The following is a 20,497-nucleotide window of genomic DNA, read 5'->3' as shown; positions in this document are numbered from 1 at the left end:
ACAGCATAACCACACCCCATCCCCATAACGGAGAACGTGCCATGAACCTCATCAGACACGCATTGACGGCGCTTGCCGTATCAGCTGCCTTCGCCGCCATGCCCGCCAAGGCAGAAACGGTGCTCACCGTGCATTACCCCATGCCTGGCTTTTTCAAGGATGTGATGGACAACATCTCCAAGAAGTTCATGGAAGAGAACCCGGAGATCAAAATCCAGTTCGCCAATCCTTCCGCCACTTACGAAGAAGGCATCCAGACCATCATGCGCCAGGCCGGTACGGCCGAAATGCCGGACGTGACCTTCATCGGTCTCAACCGCCTGCGCATGGTCAATGAGCGTGACATTCCCGTCGATCTCGGACCACTCGTCAAAGCCGATGGCAACATGGCCGAGCAGGGCTTTTCAGACAATATACTGAAGCTCGCCCAGGTGGACGGCAAGCAGGTTGGTCTGGCCTTCGCAACCTCCAACCCGATCATGTATTACAATGCCGATCTGGTCCGCAAAGCCGGTGGCAACCCTGATGTTCCGCCGAAGACATGGGACGAGGTGATCGCGCTCGGCGGCAAGATCAAGGCGCTCGGCGATGGCAATGAAGGCATCGATTTCCGCTGGCAGGGTGATGACTGGATGTTCTCCGCACTGCTGTTCGGCGCTGGCGGCACTATGCTGAACGCAGACGAAACCAAAGTCACATTCAACGGCGAAGCAGGTCAGAAGGCCGTTGCCGTTCTGGACAAGATGGTCAAGGAAGGCGGTCTTCCCGTTTTGACCAAGCAGGCTGGTGAGCAGGCCTTTGCTGCTGGCAAGATCGGCTTTGCGTTTCAGACAACAGGCGCGCTTCGCAACACCATCAAGAATGTTGGCGACAAGTTCGACATGCGCACCGCCCAGATCCCGCTGATCGACCCTGAAAATGGCAAGCTGCCAACGGGTGGCAACGCCGTCGTCATACTCACCAAGGATGCCGAAAAACAGAAGGCCGCGTGGACATTCGCCAAGTTTGCTGCTGGTCCTTACGGCGCATCCGTCGTCGTTCCCGGCACCGGCTACGTTCCAAACAATGAGCTGGCCGCAAAGTCCCCAGAATATCTCGGCAACTTCTACAAGGAAAATCCGCTGTTCCAGGCCGGACTTTCGCAGATGTCGCGCATGGTGCCTTGGTACGCTTTCCCCGGGACAAACGGTGTGAAGGTTACCCAGACGATCGTTGAAAACCTGTCGCGGATCGTTGAGCAGAACGCCAAGCCCGACGAGGCTCTCAACGACGCTGCCGATGAGGTGAAGAAACTTCTGCCGCGCAGATCGTAAAGAGCCCCATCAGAGACCGAAGGAGGTGACTTTTGTCACCTCTCTTTTCAGTTTATCAATCTGATCAAAGGTACTGAAATTACGAGGTTTGAGGCTGGAACCGGGCGACAGTTGCACCGGCAAACAGTTGATGCCCCACTCGGAGATGCCTTGGCGGCGCTGCATTCTGAGCAATGTCCAGCAACAGTGCAGCTGCTGCGGTTCCCATATCGGCATCGGGCATTCGTATAGTGGTCAAAGGCCGTTCCAGCAAACGTCCGATCGAGATGCCATCGAAACCGCAGACGGAGATGTCATCTGGTACCGATAGCCCGTGCCGTCTGAGTGCTGCGATGACGCCAAGCGCCAGAAGATCGTTGGATGCGATGATGGCACTCGGCCTGATATTCTCCACCACATCGAAGAGATCCAGGTTTTCGTATCCATCCAGAAAATCAATCTGCATCGCCTCAAGCGGCTCATGACCGTTGTCTGCAAGCGCCTGGCAATATCCCTCATAACGCAGCCGCGCCCTGTCCGAGGATGTAAAACGGCCTGAGACAAACAGGATGCGGTCGTGCCCCTTCCCCGTCAAGAAATTGACCAGTTCATAACTCGCCTGAAAATTATCGACCGTCACCGCAGCTGGAAATCGCGGCATCGGCATGTTGTTGAGAAGGACTGTCGGGGGCAATGCCGCCGAAAGCACATCGCTGCACCGCGGATCGCAGAGCGTCAGGATCAAACCGGTCGGGTGTTCTTCAAGCAGTGAGGCCACCGCTGTCGTTTCGATGGACGGATCGTAATTGGATTGTGCGATAAGCACACTATGCCCCGCCGCCTGCAATCGGCGCTGGATGCCAGCGAGTGAAGCGGCGAACACAGGGTTGGAAATACTGGGCACCAACACACCGACCACAGGTCGCGATTGGCGACCGTGCCCAGCCTTCGAAGTGCTATGCCGATATCCTAACTCAGCCGCGGCCCGGCGCACTTTACGCACCATCTCGGCACTGACGGGGCCTGTCCTGTTCAATACGCGACTGACGGTGCTGACAGAGCAACCCGCGCGGAAAGCGACCTGCTCAAGTGTGATCATCGATCGTTTCTTCGATATTCAACAATATGTTCTCTTTCGGTCGCCAGATCAGCGGAAGCTACCTTAGAATTCAATAGAATATGAAGTATGATTATGCCACCTCACTGAGGATTTTTCATCCGCGTGTAATTACCGGAACTGATGAGGTGCTCTGGTGAGGCACATTCTTATGCGGGCCGTCCTTAATCGCCTGGAAGCCATCCAGATATTTCAAGCCCCTTGAACTTGAAAATCAGATGATCTGCGTATAAATTGAAGAAATGCTTGACCATTCGTCCCAGAAATCATCGCCTACAGATTTGCCAATGGATGCACTCAGCGAAGTCTTGAGAGATTTTCGCTTGAGCGGGGTCAACTACGGGCGCTGTGAGCTGAGGCATCCGTGGAGCATCGCTTTTCCGCAACAGCCGTTGTTGCGCTTTCACTTTGTCAGTCAGGGCCCTTGCTGGCTTTACACGGAAGAGCAGGGTTGGGAAGCGTTGAACGAGGGCGATCTGGTCCTGTTACCGCAGGGCGTTGCGCATCGCCTTGCGAGTGCGCCGGATGTCGAGGGCGATTGCCGTACATCGTGCCAGGTAACGAAATTGGAGAGCAGTGTTTGTGAAGTTGTGCGAGAGGGAACGGGGGCCACCGCCACTCTGTTCTGCGGCTCGATGGCTTTGGGCGAGCATGCGCTTCATCCGTTGATCTCCTTGATGCCTCCCATCATCCGCGGTTGTGATGTGGCGGGTAACGATCCTCTCATCGGACCATTGCTGGCCGCCATGTCGGTCGAGGCGTCTCAGCCGCAAATGGGCAGCGCAACCGTCCTGTCGCGGATGGCAGACCTGCTGACTGCCCGGCTTATTCGCTGCTGGGTCAATTGCAGTGGCGCCTCCACCACCGGCTGGCTTGCTGCCATTCGTGATCCACATATCGGGCGCGTGCTGGCTGCCATCCATAGGGAGCCTGGCCATCACTGGACCCTGGAAAGCCTCGCCGTTGTGGCGGGTCAGTCGCGCTCGATCTTTGCCGAACGTTTCAGCGCTGTACTCGGCGAAGGCCCAGCGCGTTACATCGCGCGTTTGCGGATGGAGCTTGGTCGAGAGCTGCTATCAAGAAACGCCATGTCGGTCGCCGAAGTCGCCACCCGCTTGGGATACGAATCGGAGGCTTCGTTCGCGCGAGCCTTCAAACGCGTCACGAACATATCACCCGGCATTGTGCGCCGCACAAATTTCGGACGAATGGATATGAATTTAGGATTTTAAGACGCAGATCATCCTGCAAAGTCTGTCTATATATGTTTCCACGATGTAGGAGACACACTGCGATGACGGACACGACCTCACAGCTCAATGAGCCAATATCTGATTTTGAAGCGGTAGAAGACACCGCTTGGACAGCAGCGACTTGGCTCGCCGTTCTTTCCATGGCTGCCACTAGTTTCGCCCTGGTGTCTGCCGAATTTTTGCCAGCCGGACTTTTGACGCCCATGGCGCGCGATCTGGGCATAAGCGAGGGGACCGCCGGACAGGTCGTCACCGCCACCGCTTCTGTCGGTGCTGTCACGGCTTTGTTCAGCAACGTTCTGATCGGTAAAATGAACCGTAAGACGGTGCTGGTTGGCCTGACTGCGCTCGCGGTCGGCTCCAATATCCTTGCCGCGACTTCCAGCGAATTCTGGTTGTTGTTGGTTGGCCGCGCCGGATTGGGCATTGCGCTCAGCGGTTTCTGGGCGCTGTCCGTTGCCGTCGTTGCGAGGCTGGTCGGTACCAATGCAACAGGTCGCGGCATGGCAATCGTGACGCTGGGTGTCTCGCTGGCCACCATAGCGGCACCATCCATGGGCGCGTTGATCAGCGACTGGCTGGGTTGGCGCACCGCCATGGCATTGACAGCCGGGCTTGCCGTGATTGCAATGCTGTTGCAGGCAGTAAGTCTGCCAAGTCTGCCCGCCAGCACCAGCAACAGCCTGACCGACGTCTTCAAGCTGACGCGGCGCGGCGGCATCCAACTGGGCATGCTGGCCATCCTTCTGCTCATGACGGGACATTTCGCCGGCTCGATTTATGTCAGGCCGTTCCTTGAGCAAGTGACGCTGCTTGATACGCAGTCGATAGCGATGGCCCTGCTTGGTTTCGGTATCGCCTCGGTGATCGGCAATGTCGCTGGCGGCAGAATGGCCGATGCCAGCATCAGCATGGCGCTCTTCGTCACCGCTGCACTGATGGCACTCGCGGCGCTTATTCTGGTGATTGGGGGCGCTTATGCTGCCGTCGCATTCTTGCTCGTCGCAATCTGGGGCTTTGCCTTCGGCATGGCGCCTGTCGTGCTGCCGACCAATCTGTCCCGCAGCGCCCCGGATGATCTGGAAGCAGCCGGCAGCCTGATGGTCGTCTCTTTCCAGGTTGCCATCAGCATCGGCGCGGTTGTCGGCGGTTATGTCGTGGACACCTACGGTGCAGCGGGGCCGCTGACCCTGACGGCTATACTCGCAGCCTCGACCGCCGCTTTGGCGCTACTCCAGCCGCGCAACTGACGGCTTTATCCGGAGCTCGCAACGCACGTCGGGACGAGCTGATCTCGTCCTGACGTCTCAGCGTTTCGGGTCACTTTCACCAATAGTCACTCCGAGATCACGACTGCCTTCGCGAATCGTTGATGGAAGGATTGGCACAGATGGAGAGAGCGCTTGAGGGGCCGTCGTTTCCTGTTTCATCATGCCAAACTGTCTTACTTAGGCCCACCCGCTGTCCACATCGCCAACTCCTGCTCAGCTCGCTCCAGAGCGCTGTAGTTCAGCAGTTTACGCAAAAAGGCGACGGTGACCGCACGCGTACGCAGATTATACTGGCCATCGGGCTCGCCTTCACTGGTGCTTTGATAAACGTTGAGTTTTTCGTAAAGGCTCTGAAGGCGGTTCTGGACGCTTCGTAGCGAGAGATTGCGGCGGCGGGCTATGGTTTTGTCGGTAAGGCCGAGCGCGACGTCCATGAGGATTTCATATTCGGAATCGGTGAAGCCCCTGACGCGACCAAGGCTCTTTTCCTGCATTCCGCGCACTTCGCGGTCGATGACGCATTGCGCCTCCATGAAGATGCTGCGCAGCGCAAGGCGAAGGCGGTCGTCCGAGGCGGATTTGAGCACATATCCATAGGCGGCACCTTCCGGCACGATCCTTGAAACGCCGCGCACATAGGCCTCATCGGAATAATTCGACCAGAACAGAATGCGCGTATCAGGGCGTTCTTTCCAGATCGTGCGGGCAGCCTCGATGCCGTTACGCTCGCTCATTTGCAAATCCATGACGATATGGGCTGAGCGATTTTCCCGCGCCAGCTTCTCTCCGGCCTTGCCGTTATCAGCCTCGATGACATGATTGCACTCGGGCAATGCGGCACGCACGGCTTCGTTGAGGTAGGAGCGATGGAGGACGTCGTCTTCCACGATCAGGACTTCCATTGACCGTTTCCTTCAAGGCTATGCACACCTTCGGCAAGCGTCAGGCTGATAGAGGTACCGGGACCATTACGATTGCGCCCCATTTCAAAACGGGCGGAAATCAACCGGGCGCGGGTTTTCATGTTGCCGATGCCGAGGCCATGGCCGGAACCATGCTTGGCGCAGCCACAGCCATCATCGCTGACGACGATGCGCAAGCGGCCATCGATATGGCCGATGTGGACGTTGACGTTTTCTGGCTGGCCGTGGCGGATTGCGTTGTTCACGGCTTCCTGCACAATGCGGAATACAGATGTCGCAACGGTCTGCTCCAGCGCCTCCACCCTGCCCTCGGTTTCGTCCGTTACGGTCCACGCGATCGGCATGCCACTATCGCGGACCGAGCGATCCAGATCGTTTTCAATGGCCTGTACGACGCCAAAGAGTTGCAGCACCGAAGGTTTTGCCTCCTCGATGATCTGCCTGAGATCCTGCATGGAATGCTGGAGGCTGCGAACCAGCGGTTCCAGCATTTCTCCCGTGAGGTCGGGAAGATGGGTCATCCGCTCCATGCGGCGGGCCAGCCGTGTCAGGTCGGCAAGTGTTTGGTCATGCAGGTCCATGCCGATGCGCTGGCGCTCTGCCTCCAGCGCCTGTGTCAACTTCAGAGCGCCGAGCCGCAACCCCTCCTCGCGGGCGTGGGCTTCCGCCTCCACGATGGCAGATTGCTTGGCCTGATCCGCTGCGCGAATGGCAAAAAAGTACGGGGCCAGCAGATCGGCGACTGTCCGGGCATTATCAACGTCTTCCATCGTGTAGGCATCGGCCTCCAGCGAGGAACAGCTGAGCGCGCCGATGATGTCACCATGAACTTTCATGGGAACATGCAGACGGCTGTGCAGGCCAAGTTCGATGATGGGGCTGGAAAACGAGCCTTCGAAGTGAAACCGGGGATCGGAACAGGCATCGCCACTCAGCAGAAAATCGACCTCACCTGACAGAAGCGAACGGATGGGACTGCCGGTCAAAAGTGCTGGGGGCTGCTGGCTCCATGCGCTGTCCATGCCGCTCTCATAGGCGATGTGGTATTTCCCATCGATCAGCTTGATGCAGACATCCAGATGGTCATGCGGGATGATGTGGGTGATCTCCGTCGCGACGGCCTGGATGATCGAATTGAATTCGAGCTGACCCGCCAGAAGTCTGGAGATGCCGAGATAATGGTGAAACAGCGATGATTTCGGGGTATCGAGCATCGGCGGACGCCCTCCCAAGCGCCTGCGGCATGGCTGACTGTCGCGATTGACGTCAACACATCTATGTTGCGCCATCATGGCGCTTTCGTCTTGCGGAAACCCGCATAAATTCTGCGGGAACCCGCACCGAGTTTGCCGGGAATGGCCTATACATCAAACGGTTTCCCGTTCATGCTTATTTAGTACTGGGGAAAGGAGCCTCAGTGCAACGGGAATCTCAGCTCAACGTCGAGGAGGCGTCGCGAAGGTTTCTTTGCCCGGAGACGGGTGGGCCACTAGGGAGGAAAATCAATGGCTATCAGGAAGATGCTTCTGGCATCGGTTGCTGTCGCGTGCGCGACCTTGCCGATGACTGCACACGCCGACACATCCAGCAAGAAAATCGCGCTTTCGAACAATTACGCCGGCAACTCGTGGCGTCAGGCCATGCTGACGAGCTGGGACAAGATTACCAAGGACGCGGTCAAGGCTGGCACCGTTGCCGCTGCCGACCCGTTCACCACTGCCGAAAATCAGGCAACCGAACAGGCGGCCCAGATCCAGAACCTCATTCTGCAAGGCTATGATGCCATCGTCATCAACGCTGCTTCGCCAACCGCGCTGAATGGCGCGATCAAGGAGGCCTGCGATGCTGGTATCACCGTCGTATCTTTCGACGGCACTGTGACCGAACCGTGCGCATGGCGGATTGCCGTGGACTTCAAGGCCATGGGCGAAAGCCAGATCGATTATCTCGCGAAGAAAATGCCAAAGGGCGGCAATCTGCTTGAAATTCGTGGTCTTGCCGGTGTGTCCGTCGATGACGAGATTCATGCGGGCATTGCGGCTGGCGTCGCTAAGAACACCCAGTTCAAAATCGTCGGTTCAGTAAACGGCGACTGGGCGCAGGATGTGGCCCAGCGCGCTGTTGCCGGTATTCTGCCAAGCCTGCCGGAAGTGGCCGCCGTGGTCACGCAGGGTGGTGATGGTTACGGTGCCGCACAGGCATTTGCCGCTGCAAAACGTCCGACGCCAACCATCGTCATGGGCAACCGTGAAGATGAATTGCAGTGGTGGAAGCAGCAGAAGGATGCCAGCGGCTATGAAACCATGTCGGTTTCCATCGCGCCCGGCGTTTCTACGCTCGCCTTCTGGGTCGCACAGCAAATCCTCGACGGCAAGGACGTGAAGAAGGACCTTACGGTTCCGTTCCTGCGTATCGATCAGGCCAATCTTGAGGACAACCTCAAGAACACCCAGAAGGGCGGCGTCGCAAACGTCGAATACAGCCTGGAAGATGCGCAGAAGGTCATCGCCTCCGCAAAGTAAGCGTCAGGTTGGCTAACTCCCAAGACATCGCAGTGCCGGTCACCGGCGCTGCGATGGATGCGAAGCTGTGGCTCCGACCGCAAAAATTGGCGTAACTGCTCATGAATGAAATCATATCGAGACAGGAAGTCGTCGCGGCGCGTGGCGTGAAAGTGGTGTTCGGTGCCGTCAAAGCGCTGGATGGCGCCGATCTCGTCATTCTATCTGGCGAATGCCTCGGCCTCGTCGGTCACAATGGCGCTGGAAAATCCACCATCGTCAACGTCATCAATGGCGGGCTGACACCGCATGAAGGTTCCGTTTCCTACGGCGGGAAACCCAGTAGCTATAGTATTGCGGCGGCACGGGCCAGCGGCGTGCGGTGCGTCTTTCAGGAACTGTCGCTCTGCCCCAACCTGACGATCAACGAAAACGTCCGCATCATGCACACCGACATGAAAGGCAGCAATTGGCGCAGCCGTGCCCTGGATATGATCAGCAACAAGCTGGACGAGATATTCCCAGGCCACGGCATCGATTGCGACCTGACAATCTCGGAACTCTCCATCGCTGAACGGCAGATGGTGGAAATTGCCATCAACTTTGCGGGCGTCAACGAAGAGCCGAAGCTTGTCATTCTGGATGAACCGACATCTTCTCTGGACGCTGGCCTTGCCGAGCAACTGATGGATTATGTGCGCCGCTTCGTGCGCACCGGTGGCGCGGTTTTGTTGATCTCCCACATTCTCGGCGAAATCCTCTCCACCGCCACCCGCGTAGTCGTGATGAAGGACGGTAAGGTGGTAGCTGACCGTCCGGCAGCGGAGTTTTCCAACAAAACCCTCGTCGAAGCCATGGGCAGTGTGGTGAAGGAACAGAGCTGGAAAAGGTCACTGGAGCGCAAGGATGGCCCGACTGTCTTGTCCATGCCGCCGAGACAAGGACGGGGATTACCCTTCGAGGCCTATCGCGGCGAGATCATAGGGCTTGCAGGTCTCGGCGGCCACGGTCAGACGGAAGCCTTGCTGGACCTCTATCTCTCCCGCAACAGCAGCTGGTTTCCAGCACGCCACCAGGACATAGCTTTCGTTGCCGGTGACCGAAGCCTCAACGGCACATTTGCTCTCTGGAGCATTTTGAAAAATCTCAGCATCGCATCGCTGCGGGATTTCTCACCGGCTGGCCTCGTCAACCGCACCAAGGAGGATGAACTCGGCGCGAGCTGGAAAAAGCGCATCGAAATCCGCACCCCCGATGTCCACAACAAAATCCTCTCTCTGTCAGGCGGCAACCAGCAGAAGGTGCTGTTTGCCCGCGCATTGGCCACAACCGCCAAAACGGTTCTGATGGATGACCCCATGCGCGGTGTCGATATCGGCACCAAGCAGGAGGTCTACGAAATCCTGCGCACAGAAGCCGCCAATGGCAGAACTTTCATCTGGTACTCGACCGAAATGGACGAAATCCGTCTCTGCGACCGCGTTTACGTGTTCCGCGATGGCATCATTCAGGCCGAACTCACCGGCGACGATATCAACGAACAGGCAGTGCTTGCTGCATCTTTTTCGGGAGACGCGCACGCATGAAACTCTCCGCCAACGCCCTGCGCCTCATCATTCCGGCCGCTTCTCTTGCCGTACTGTTGATTGCCGTTTTCTACATGCAGCCCCGCGCCATGAGCTATACGGGCCTCAACCTGCTGTTCAATCTGGCCGTTCCCATCGCGCTTGCCACCATCGCGCAGATGCTGATCATGTCGGTCAACGATCTTGATCTCTCGATGGGAACATTCGTCAGCTTCTGCGCCTGCGTGACGGCGACGTTTCTGCAAACCTCACCGCTGATCGGCATCCTGATTTTCGCAGCGGCAATTGCTGTTTATGCAGCCATGGGCGCGATCATCCATATCCGTGCACTGCCTTCCATCGTCGTCACGCTTGGTATGAGCTTCGTCTGGGGCGGGCTTGCGGTTCTGCTGTTGCCATCGCCGGGCGGCGAAGCGCCTGCGTGGATACGCACGATCATGACGGCAAAGCCGCCCTTCGTCCCGATGGCCATCGTCGCCAGTATCGTGATCGCCGCTATCGCGCATTACATCGTCATGCGCTCATCCTTCGGTGTACTGATGCGTGGCGTCGGCGGTAACTTCCGGTCCGTCGAGCGTTCCGGCTGGTCGGTCATCGGCATCCGCGCCGCGACCTTTGCGCTGGCTGGTTTCTTCGCCGTACTGGCAGGCATCGCACTCGTTGGCTTGACGACTTCCGCCGATGCCAACATCGCATTGCGTTACACGCTGCTGTCGATTGCCGGTGTCATCTTGGGCGGTGGCGAATTCGTCGGCGGTCGCGTGTCTCCCATCGGTGCCGTCATCGGTGCGTTGACGCTGACACTGGCGGGCTCGTTCCTGTCCTTCATGCGCATTTCGCCGGATTGGCAGATCGGTGCGCAAGGCGCCATTCTCATCGTCGTGCTCGGCCTTCGCCTGCTGCTGAACCGCCTCGAAAAGCGGGAGAAAAACCAATGAGTGCCTTGCAGAGATTTTCGAAGAAGCCATGGATTTGGTCTTTCGCCGCCACCCTTGTGGTGTGGGTTATCACGGTGCTGTTCACCGGCGGTTCCAGCTCCTTTGGCCTGTCGCATGCAGCGCTGACCTTCGCCGCCTTCTCCGTTATCGTCGGCATTGGCCAGATGTTTGTCATCACTCTTGGACCCGGCAATATTGATCTATGCGTACCGGCCACCATGACGCTGTCAGGCACGATTGCGCTGAAGTTCATGGATGTCTCGGATCATCTCATCCTGCCCGGACTGCTGGTTGCCATCGGCATTGGCGTGGCGGTCGGCATTGGCAATTATGCACTCATCAAGCTCCTGCGCATTCCACCGATCATTGCCACCCTGTCGATGAGCTTCATCGTGCAATCCACGGCCATCTGGACCAATCGCGGCCTGCGCATCAAGCCGCCGCAGATGTTGGCTGATTTCGCCATCTCCAGCACCTTCGGCATCCCAAACGTCGCCCTTGTCGCCATCCTTCTGTCCGCCATCGCCTGGGTTCTTCTCGACCGCAGCTTCTACGGACGCTGGATATCCGCCATCGGCCAGAGCACCTTTGCCGCCAGAATGACGGGTATTCCTGTCGATGGTACGCGCTTCGTGACTTATGTGCTTTGCGCCGTCCTTGCTGCAATCGCAGGCTATCTGCTGGCCAGCTTTTCCGGCGGTGCTGCACTCAACATGGGCGCGGAGTACCTGCTGATGTCGATTGCCGTCGTGGTCATCGGTGGCACGGCTGTTGCGGGTGGGGATTCCAACGTTCCCGGCATATGGGGCGCGTCGCTGTTTATGTTCCTCGTCGTGTCCATGCTCAACACCTACGGTTTTGGTGCAGGTATACGCCTCATCCTAACCGGCCTCATCATCATCTCCGTCATTCTTCTGGCGAGCGGCCCTAAGAAGCTTCGCTGAACACGAACCTCAATTTTCGGATCAAGCCTATGCCGACAGACACACCTTCCGTCTATGAAATTCGCGACGAACGCTTCCGCCAGTTGATTGTCGGCAATGCCGAGCTTGAGGAGCTGTATTCCGGCTGCCGATGGGCAGAGGGGCCGGTCTGGTTTTCCGATCTGAACTGCCTGTTGTGGAGCGACATACCGAACCAGCGAATGCTTCGCTGGGTACCGGATGGTGGCGTCTCCGTCTTCCGCCAGCCTTCGAATTTCACCAATGGGAACACCCGCGACCGTCAAGGCAGACTGATTTGCTGCGAGCACGGCACACGTCGCGTCACCCGCACTGAGGTGGATGGCTCCATCACCGTGCTGGCGGACAGCTATCGCGGCAAGAGACTGAATTCTCCCAACGATGTCATCGTTCGCTCCGATGACAGTGTGTGGTTCACCGACCCGACCTATGGAATTCTGTCCGACTATGAAGGCTATAAGTCAGAGCCCGAGCAGCAAACCCGCAATGTCTATCGTCTCGATCCCGCGACGGGTGACATCGACATTATGGTGGATGATTTCGGTCAACCCAACGGACTGGCCTTCTCGCCGGACGAAACCAAGCTTTACGTTGCCGACAGCTCATCCAGTCACGACATAACTCGCCCACGCCATATCCGCGTCTTCGACGTCGTAGAAGACAAGCGTCTGACCGGCGGGCAGGAATTCTGCGCGCTGGACAACGGCCTGCCCGATGGCTTCCGTCTGGATGTCGCCGGAAATCTCTGGACGAGCGCCGGAGACGGCGTGCACTGCTTTTCACCCGATGGCGCGTTGCTGGGCAAGATAAAGATACCCCAGACAGTGGCGAACCTCACCTTCGGTGGACCGCGCAGAAACAGGCTGTTCATTACTGCCAGCAAATCGCTGTACTCGATCTATGTGGCGACGACAGGCGCGCAATATCCCTAATGCGAGAAGCGGCGTGGAGATCACCGCGCCATGGCGATGAGCCCACCATTCGACGGTTGGGGAATGATATCCATGGGAACATCGTAGATACGCTGAAGCTCGCTTGTGTTCATGATATCCGCAGGTTTTCCATGCGCGACCAGTTGGCCAGTGTGAAGTGCGATAATCTCATCGCAAAAACGAGCGGCCATATTAATATCGTGCAGCACCATGATGATGCTGATGCCTTTCTTGCGGCACAAATCGGCAGTCAGGGTCAAGACATCTAATTGATGGCGCACATCAAGTGCAGAAATCGGCTCGTCCAGCAGCAGGCAGCTCGCGTCCTGCGCCACCAGCATGGCCAGCCACACCCGCTGCCGCTCACCACCTGACAGGCTATCGACCATGCGATCCGCAAATTTGGCCGTTCCGGTCAGTTCCATCGCTTCTTCGACCTTGTGGCGGTCATCGTCACCAAAACGTCCGAGCGCGCCGTGCCATGGGTAACGGCCAAGTGCCACCAACTCCCGAACAAGCATGCCGGATGCCGCGGGGGTACGTTGTGGCATGTAGGCCAGCCTTCGCGCAAAGTCCCGGTTTCCCCAATCATTCAGCGCTTTACCCTCAAAGGCAATCTGGCCGCTGGTCGGCGCCTGCTGACGACCGATCAGTTTGAGAAGCGTCGACTTTCCTGAACCGTTGTGGCCGATCAGCGCAATCGAATGACCGGTACCAAGCTCCAGCGTTAGGGGATGAAGCAGAACGCGGCCATCGACAGCAAAGCTGACATTGGAAAGAGACAGAAGAGGACTGCCAACATCCGTTGACGTTTGTCGAGCGTTCAAGAGCATCTGGATTTCCGCATGTCCGCGTTGAAGAGAAGTTCTGGTTGTTTGGCCAATTTATGAAGAGCGGTCAACATGGCAAGGAACCGACATCGGTCATCCGAGCCTCGGCAAACAAACATCGCAGCCCGCTGCTTGAACCGCAATATAAAACTTGATAGTTATCCGAAACTTTAATTCTGACAGGGTTCAGATGAATGGCGTTTCAGCCGAGAATGCACAATCAGATCGAGGGATTTTCTGTTCTCGGCGGCCTTCGTCGTCGGTATTGGAACGGAATTACCGCCGATCTCTGGGATGTGGAGTGCGCAAATTACGCGGGCGGTCACTATGTCGCGCGCGACCCGCGTTTGTTCATCGTGCTGGAACATCAAGGCAGTGGCAGACCGACAGTCAAACGTGCGGCGGGCGATATCGGCATGCGGCAGGACAGCGAGCTCAGCCCCATCTCCTATATTCCCGCCGATGTGGACTTGTGGGTGGATATCAGGGACGTTCAATATGTCCGTCATCTCGACATCCATTTCGATGTAGACGCCATCAACAGACGTTTGGGTAGCGACGACCTTGATCCGCGAGCTCTGAGGGAGCCTAGATTATCTTTTGGTGATAGCCGGATCGTCGCGCTTTCCCAATTGATCGCCGCCGAAATCGCCAGCCCGCAGCCGCTGCATGATCTTTATGGAGACGGGCTGGCCCTTTCGCTTTTGATCGATGTATTGAAACTCTACAGGCCGGAGCCGCGCAAACGGGGTGCACTTGCGCCCTGGCAGCTCAAGCGCGCTAGAGACTTTATCGAAGAGCACTGCCTGCGAAACATACGGCTTGAGGAACTGGCAACCATCACCGGCCTCTCGCAATCGCATTTCAGCCATTCCTTCAAGGCCGCCACCGGCATGGCCCCGCACGAATGGCAAATGAGTGCACGGCTTGACCGCGCAAAGCAGTTGCTGAAATCGGGGCGCTACATGCTGACGACCGTTGCCGCAGAGACAGGCTTCGCGGACCATGCCCATTTCAGCCGCACATTCCGCAAATATGTCGGCGTCACCCCCTCCCAATGGAAAAAGTCACACATTGAATAAAATGTGTGAGCAGACAGCCGATCGCGTCAATTTTGCCCAAGATCATTCAAGTCTCGCAACCGCACGCAAGCGGATCAATTAAAATTGAGTTAACCACTCACCTTATCGGGCATTGGCGTGAGTGGGGCGTAACATGAAGAGATCGATCAGATTTTCCGTAATCAGAGCAGGTTTGTTGGCGGGTGCAGCGGCCGTCAGCCTGAATTCAGCTTGGGCGCAGGAACAGGCCATAAATCAAGGTGGCCGCACCGTACTCGACACCATTGTCGTTGACGGCAACGGCGAACAGGGCGGCACGGGTCCCGTGCGCGGCTATGCTGCGAAGGAAACCACAACCGGCTCCAAAACCGCCACTCCGGTGAAAGAAATCCCGCAGTCGGTTTCGGTGGTTGGACGTGAGGAACTGGACGACCGTGGGGTGGTCACGAAGGTGGATGAGGCCCTTGCCTATACACCTGGCGTAACGACGCAACCTTTTGGCTCGGATCCCGATACCGATTGGTTCTACATCCGAGGCTTCGAAGCCAGCCAGACGGGCCTTAGCCTCGACAACCTTCCATTCACGAGCACTGCTTACGGTAACTTCCAGCTCGATGCCTTCATGCTGGAAAGAGTTGAAGTTCTAAAAGGCCCGGCATCGGTGCTGGTTGGTGGAGCCAACGCCGGAGGGATCGTTAATCTGGTTCGTAAGCGCCCGACCGATAAGCCATATTTCTATACGGAAACAGGCGTAAATAGCGATGGCAACGGCTTCCTGGGCTTTGACATTTCAGACAAGATTTCAGAAGACGGCGTAGTAAGCTACCGCCTTACCGGCAAGGTCGCAGGTGGCGATAACTATGTCGATTACACCGACGATCTGCGTGGTTTCATCATGCCGCAGCTCACAATCGCGCCCAACGATACGACGAGTCTTAATATATATGCGTATATCAGCGGCCTAGACCAGACCCATACAACGAACGGACTTTTGCCCTATGAAGGCACGGTTACTGCCAATCCTTTTTTTGGCAAGATCGGTCGAGACACGTATCTGGGTGAAAAAGACTATGATATCGGCAGGGCCAATCAGACGTTGGTCGGGTATGACTTCGAACACGAATTTGAAGACGGCTTGAAATTTACGCAGACTGCGAGATACGCGAATTTATACAAGCGGGAACGGTATATCTACCCACTCGATGGCAATCAAACCGATCAATTTGTCGGGCGATATGCCGAGGATATTACCTCGAAGGCCAACAGCTTCAACATCGACAACCGTCTCGAAAAAGAACTCGATTTCGGTGGCGCGACACACAAGGTCATGGGAGGTGTAGACTATCGTTACTACCGACTGGATACGGATAAGTATGCCGGTTTGCCAACCTCCATTGACCCCGCCAATCCGACCTATGGTCTACCGGATCCGGTACTCTCGGCAGGCTCCAACCAAATCGTGATGATCAACCAGATCGGCGTTTATGCTCAAGATCAAATCAAGTTCGGCGACGGCTGGCTTTTGACACTGAACGGCAGATACGACCATTTGGAAAGCAAAGCCGACGATCTACGCAATGTCCTGCCAGATTACTCATTTACGGATAACGCGTGGAGCGGCCGTGCAGGCATCGCTTATGAATTCAAAAACGGCGTGACACCCTATGCCAGCATCGCGACATTCTTCAGCCCGCTTGTGGGTGCTGGTACGAACGGCCCGCTGAAACCAGAAGAAGGCGAACAGTATGAGGTCGGCGTCAAGTATGAGCCGTCCTGGTTGGATGGATTGCTAACTGCATCGGCGTTTCAGATAGACAAAGAAAATTACACTGTGAACGTTCCGGGCCAAGGAGACCTGCAACTAGGAAACGTCCGCTCCAGAGGTGTTGAGCTTGAAGGCAAATTCAACATCGACCAGAACTGGAAGGCCATTGCTTCTGCTTCCTACACGGATCTAGAATTTACAAAATATCCAGGCACACCATCCATGGTCGGTAACACGCCATACGTCGTGCCGAACGCGACTGCAGCGTTCTGGCTCGATTATACCTTAGTCGATGGCCCGCTCGAGGGCCTGGGTGGCGGTGCTGGCGTTCGTTACCGCGGCAAGTCCTGGGCGGACAACGAAAACACGTTGCGTGTACCAGACGCGACGGTATTCGATGCGGGCATTCACTACGAAAAAGACGACTGGAAGGCGTCGCTCAATGTAACAAATCTGTTCGACAAGGAGTACGTCGCAGGTTGCGGAACGCAATTCTTCTGCGGCTATGGCCAAGCGCGGACATTTACCGTCAAACTTAGCAAGGTCTGGTGAGCTGCTCTGCGTTGCAGCTTGATTAGCCATCTTGTTGAGTCATTGAGAAAGGTCCGAAAGGGCCTTTCTTGTGTTGATTGGAGGCAAACTTGAAGTCTCATCATCTGATTTGTCGCCGATCAATCCTTTTGGGTGCAGCATCGCTTGCGTTCGTCCCTACCATCAAGGCGAACTCACGCCCCAAAACCGCCACTCTGGACTGGTCACTCCTCGAAACTCTCCTCGCCCTCGGCGCAGACGTGATCGCCGCACCGGAATTGCGACAGTTTCGCGAGGTGGCGGTTGAGCCTGCTGTGCCTGAGGCAGTGGTCGATCTTGGGCTTCGCGGCCTGCCCAATCTGGAAACTCTGTCCTTTGCGAAGCCGGACATTATCTTCAACTCCAATTTTTACGCATGGGCTGATCCTCTGCTGGCTGGAATTGCGCCGACACATAACCTTGGCATCTATGTGTCGGGAGAAGACCCGTATCTGATGGCGGAGCGAGCGACACTGGAGATAGGCGGTTATCTACAAACCGCGTCGGAAGCGCAGGCCTATGTGGCCAGTACCGCGAGCAGACTGGATGAATTGAAGGTACAGCTGGCGACGGGCGATGGACGACCGGTTTTGCCGATCAACCTCGGTGACGCCAGACACTACCGCGTTTTCGGCAGCGACAGCATGTTCGGTTGCGCCCTGAAAAGGCTCGGAATCGAAAACGCATGGAAAGGCGCAACGGCCTATTCTGCCACGGCGCCGATGGGTATTGAAACGCTCGCCTCGATGCCGGATGCGTGGATCGTGATGATCCCGCCGCATCCTCTTGATGCCGTCACGGCACTTGACCGCAGTGCATTCTGGAACGCGTTGCCAGCCGTCAGAGGAAAGCGGGTGATCACGCTCGGCTCGATCAACCCTTATGGGGCGTTACCGGCGGCGCGTCGTTTCGCCGAGGAACTTTCGAAGGGACTGGCCAATGCCTGGCACGGTTAGTCCGTCTTTTCGAGGCTTCTACAGTAACCGCGCCAGCACTTCGGTCGTCACCGTTGCCGTTCTGTGCGCGGCCATGCTGGCTTTGCTCATCTGGACCCAACCGGTCGTGCCGGGGGATGCTGACACTGCGGCCAGACTTGGCGAGATCCTGCTGTGGAACAGCCTGCTTCCACGCTCGGTCATCGCTCTCATTGCAGGGGCGGCGCTGGGCCTGGCGGGGACATTGTTGCAGCAGGTGTTGCGAAACCCGATTGCCGACGCATCGACGCTGGGCATCGCCGCGGGTGCCGAACTTGCGCTTGTGGCAGGGCTTAGCCTGTCGCCGACACTTGCCGGATTTTCCCGTGAGGCCGTGGCCTTTGCAGGAGGGCTCGGGGCTGTTTCCCTCGTGCTGGCGCTATCCTGGCGGCAGGCATTCGATCCGGTGACGGTTGCGGTGTCAGGCCTGATCGTCAGCATGATCACGGCTTCGCTCACCATCACGCTTATTCTGGCACGGGGCGAATATGCCTTGTCGGTCAGCATATGGGGCGCCGGTTCTCTCAGTCAGCAGGACTGGCAGGGCGTCATATCGCTCGCACCGCGCTTTTGCCTCGGTGCGCTCGCCGCATTTTTTCTGATCCGCCCGCTGAACGTGCTGGCGCTTGATGATGCAAGCGCCAGAAGCCTGGGGCTGTCTCTGGTCTGGCTTCGCCTGGCGATCCTGCTGCTGGCCGTGTGGTTGGCAGCATCGGTCACAGCCACCGTCGGTGTCATCGGCTTCTTGGGATTGGCGGCGCCTGCGGTCGCGCGGCTGTGTGGAGCGCGGACAACGAGCCAAGTCTTCGTCGCCGCTCCCTTGACCGGTGCAGCACTGCTCTTTTTGACGGATGGCACAAGCCAACTTCTGGGTAGCGGCTTTTCCGATCTGGCACCGGCAGGCGCCGCAACCGCACTGATGGGCGGGCCCATTCTGCTGTTTCTGCTGCCACGGCTGCACGCGATTGCGCCGGTGGCGGCTATCACTGGTTCGATGGAATCCCGGCTAATACGGCCTTCGTTCTGCATCATTCTCACAGCGATCATCATCGCTGCACTCGGGTTTGCGGCCTTGACGTTTGGCCCGTCGCCCACGGGCATGCGCTTTGCGTTCGGAGAAAGCCTGTGGGAACTCCTGCCCTTCCGGTTGCCGCGCATTCTGGCTGCCGGTGGCGCTGGCGCTCTTCTGGGTGCTGCGGGTTTCATCATGCAACGTGTGACGGGCAACCCGATTGCAAGCCCGGAGGTGCTGGGAGTCTCGGCTGGCGGGGGCGCAGGCCTCGCAGCTACGCTCTACATCGTCGGCTCTCCCTCGCCCACCGTCATGCTGATCGGAATGTCGCTCGGTGCGCTCACCGTGTTTTCGATCATGATTGCGATAACCGCGAGCCGCGAACTCTCCGCCGAAAGACTGCTTCTCACCGGCATCGCCATGAGCGCGATCTCGATGGCCATCGTCACGATCGTGTTGGCGCAGGGCGATATGCGTTCCTTCATTTTGTTGATGTGGATGGCCGGATCGACAAACCGTGCAGGCAATTTCGAGGCTTTGGCTGCGCTGATTGCCATGGCCCTGTTTGCGGCCCCGCTTTTCTTCATGAGCAGATGGCTGACCATTCTGCCGCTCGGTACGGTCGTATCAAAAAGTGTCGGCCTTGGCCTGACATCATCACGGCTGGTGCTTTCCATCCTTGCGGCATTGATGACGGCAGTGGCATCGTTTCTCGTCGGCCCGCTCAGCCTCGCCGGACTGGTCGCACCTCATCTCGCCCGATTGATCGGGTTCAGCGGCGCGCGCCATCAACTCCTGGCATCGCTGATGATTGGCGCAGCCTTGCTCATCGGCGCTGACTGGCTGTCACGGGTTGTGATTTATCCGTACCAAGTGCCGGTTGGGGTGTTCACCGCTCTGATTGGCGGCCCTTACCTGCTCTGGCTGATCGCGCGTTTGGAAAAGCGAAGCTGATCAGCGTCAGCGTAAAGTTCAATCAGGAACGGATTGTCTCTCAACGGGTTAACCAAGGCATACACGGGTCTAAAGTGACCATGCTTTGATGACAAGATTGGGAGAAGACTATGGATATTCCACAAAACACTGTGATTGCGGTGGCTGATGGCGAGAAGCTGAGCCTGTTCAGAAACGAAGGCGATGCGCAGAATGTCAAGCTGAAGGCGCTTCCTGACGCTGACGTCGATAGCTCGAAAATCGCTTCCGGTGCGCGTCACTCCAGCAGCGCTGCCAATCCAAATGACAGCCAGCAGGAAGAGGACGGCTTCAGCGCAGGCATCGCCGATATGCTGAACAAGAAGGTTCTTGGCGGCAACATCAAAGGCCTGATCGTCATTGCTGCACCACGCACGCTGGGTGAGATGCGCAAGGGTTATCACAAGTCCCTGTCGGACGTCCTATTGGGCGAACTCGACAAGGATTTGACGGGCCATTCGATTCAAGACATCGAAAAAGCTCTCGCAGCAGCTTGATTCAATATATGACCGGGAGCGGCCAGCGCCGCTCCCGGTTC

17 protein-coding genes are annotated in these 20,497 nt (G+C 57.3%); 13 read left to right on the top strand and 4 right to left on the bottom strand.

Features of this window, described 5'->3' with window-relative positions; genetic code table 11:
* Nucleotides 1-41 precede the first annotated feature (41 nt).
* Nucleotides 42-1,313 carry an ABC transporter substrate-binding protein gene (locus QRN55_RS01845; RefSeq protein ID WP_284774315.1) on the top strand — a complete coding sequence of 424 codons (1,272 nt, stop codon included), beginning with the start codon at nt 42-44 and terminating at the stop codon, nt 1,311-1,313.
* 79 nt (nt 1,314-1,392) lie between these two features.
* Here the strand turns inward: QRN55_RS01845 and QRN55_RS01840 are convergent, their stop codons facing one another.
* Nucleotides 1,393-2,391, bottom strand: a complete 999-nt coding sequence (locus tag QRN55_RS01840; RefSeq protein WP_284774312.1) for a substrate-binding domain-containing protein — start codon at nt 2,389-2,391, stop codon at nt 1,393-1,395.
* 260 nt (nt 2,392-2,651) lie between these two features.
* Between QRN55_RS01840 and QRN55_RS01835 the strand changes: the two genes are divergently transcribed.
* Together QRN55_RS01835 and QRN55_RS01830 are read left to right on the top strand one after the other, a co-directional pair.
* Nucleotides 2,652-3,641, top strand: coding sequence for an AraC family transcriptional regulator (locus QRN55_RS01835; RefSeq protein ID WP_284774310.1), 990 nt, complete (start codon nt 2,652-2,654; stop codon nt 3,639-3,641).
* 62 nt (nt 3,642-3,703) lie between these two features.
* Nucleotides 3,704-4,912: an MFS transporter gene (locus tag QRN55_RS01830; protein WP_284774309.1), complete on the top strand. Its 1,209-nt coding sequence runs from the start codon at nt 3,704-3,706 to the stop codon at nt 4,910-4,912.
* A gap of 194 nt (nt 4,913-5,106) precedes the next feature.
* On the opposite strand, the gene QRN55_RS01825 is transcribed toward QRN55_RS01830, so the two are convergent.
* A complete protein-coding gene (locus QRN55_RS01825) occupies nt 5,107-5,835 on the bottom strand; it encodes a response regulator transcription factor (RefSeq protein ID WP_284774307.1) in 729 nt (242 codons plus the stop codon).
* A complete protein-coding gene (locus tag QRN55_RS01820) occupies nt 5,823-7,070 on the bottom strand; it encodes a GAF domain-containing sensor histidine kinase (protein ID WP_284774305.1) in 1,248 nt (415 codons plus the stop codon). Before QRN55_RS01820 ends, QRN55_RS01825 begins: the two co-directional genes overlap by 13 nt.
* Before the next feature lie 291 nt (nt 7,071-7,361).
* Here QRN55_RS01820 and QRN55_RS01815 point away from each other — a divergent pair, with 291 nt between their 5' ends.
* The 5 genes from QRN55_RS01815 to QRN55_RS01795 all read left to right on the top strand — a co-directional run bounded on the left by QRN55_RS01815 (nt 7,362) and on the right by QRN55_RS01795 (nt 12,775).
* Nucleotides 7,362-8,378 (top strand): ABC transporter substrate-binding protein, encoded by a 1,017-nt coding sequence (locus QRN55_RS01815; RefSeq protein WP_112501343.1) that lies wholly within the window; start codon nt 7,362-7,364, stop codon nt 8,376-8,378.
* A gap of 101 nt (nt 8,379-8,479) precedes the next feature.
* Nucleotides 8,480-9,943 (top strand): sugar ABC transporter ATP-binding protein, encoded by a 1,464-nt coding sequence (locus tag QRN55_RS01810; RefSeq protein WP_284774303.1) that lies wholly within the window; start codon nt 8,480-8,482, stop codon nt 9,941-9,943.
* Nucleotides 9,940-10,881: an ABC transporter permease gene (locus tag QRN55_RS01805; RefSeq protein ID WP_284774301.1), complete on the top strand. Its 942-nt coding sequence runs from the start codon at nt 9,940-9,942 to the stop codon at nt 10,879-10,881. Before QRN55_RS01810 ends, QRN55_RS01805 begins: the two co-directional genes overlap by 4 nt.
* Nucleotides 10,878-11,825: an ABC transporter permease gene (locus QRN55_RS01800; RefSeq protein ID WP_284774299.1), complete on the top strand. Its 948-nt coding sequence runs from the start codon at nt 10,878-10,880 to the stop codon at nt 11,823-11,825. The genes QRN55_RS01805 and QRN55_RS01800 overlap by 4 nt, the downstream gene beginning before the upstream one ends.
* A 29-nt stretch (nt 11,826-11,854) precedes the next feature.
* Nucleotides 11,855-12,775: an SMP-30/gluconolactonase/LRE family protein gene (locus QRN55_RS01795; RefSeq protein ID WP_284774297.1), complete on the top strand. Its 921-nt coding sequence runs from the start codon at nt 11,855-11,857 to the stop codon at nt 12,773-12,775.
* 20 nt (nt 12,776-12,795) lie between these two features.
* Here QRN55_RS01795 and QRN55_RS01790 read toward each other — a convergent pair whose 3' ends face one another.
* On the bottom strand, nt 12,796-13,608 hold the full coding sequence (locus tag QRN55_RS01790) for an ATP-binding cassette domain-containing protein (protein ID WP_284774295.1): 813 nt from the start codon (nt 13,606-13,608) through the stop codon (nt 12,796-12,798).
* A 191-nt stretch (nt 13,609-13,799) separates the two neighbouring features.
* On the opposite strand from QRN55_RS01790, the gene QRN55_RS01785 reads away from it, so the two are divergent.
* From QRN55_RS01785 to QRN55_RS01765, 5 genes are all read left to right on the top strand, one after another.
* Nucleotides 13,800-14,687 (top strand): helix-turn-helix domain-containing protein, encoded by an 888-nt coding sequence (locus QRN55_RS01785; protein WP_284774293.1) that lies wholly within the window; start codon nt 13,800-13,802, stop codon nt 14,685-14,687.
* Nucleotides 14,688-14,820: 133 nt separating this feature from the next.
* The gene (locus QRN55_RS01780; RefSeq protein WP_284774291.1) at nt 14,821-16,983 is read left to right on the top strand and encodes a TonB-dependent siderophore receptor; all 2,163 of its coding nucleotides are present in this window, start codon (nt 14,821-14,823) and stop codon (nt 16,981-16,983) included.
* Nucleotides 16,984-17,072: 89 nt separating this feature from the next.
* Nucleotides 17,073-17,957, top strand: a complete 885-nt coding sequence (locus tag QRN55_RS01775; RefSeq protein WP_284774289.1) for an ABC transporter substrate-binding protein — start codon at nt 17,073-17,075, stop codon at nt 17,955-17,957.
* Nucleotides 17,941-19,941, top strand: a complete 2,001-nt coding sequence (fhuB, locus tag QRN55_RS01770; protein WP_284774287.1) for a Fe(3+)-hydroxamate ABC transporter permease FhuB — start codon at nt 17,941-17,943, stop codon at nt 19,939-19,941. The genes QRN55_RS01775 and fhuB overlap by 17 nt, the downstream gene beginning before the upstream one ends.
* A gap of 110 nt (nt 19,942-20,051) precedes the next feature.
* Nucleotides 20,052-20,456: a host attachment family protein gene (locus QRN55_RS01765; RefSeq protein WP_112501335.1), complete on the top strand. Its 405-nt coding sequence runs from the start codon at nt 20,052-20,054 to the stop codon at nt 20,454-20,456.
* Nucleotides 20,457-20,497 lie beyond the last annotated feature (41 nt).

Source organism: Agrobacterium sp. lyk4-40-TYG-31, from assembly GCF_030209855.1.
GTDB lineage: Bacteria > Pseudomonadota > Alphaproteobacteria > Rhizobiales > Rhizobiaceae > Agrobacterium > Agrobacterium vaccinii.
Note: the sequence above shows the minus strand (reverse complement) of the source record. Positions and strands in the feature narration are given on the sequence as shown.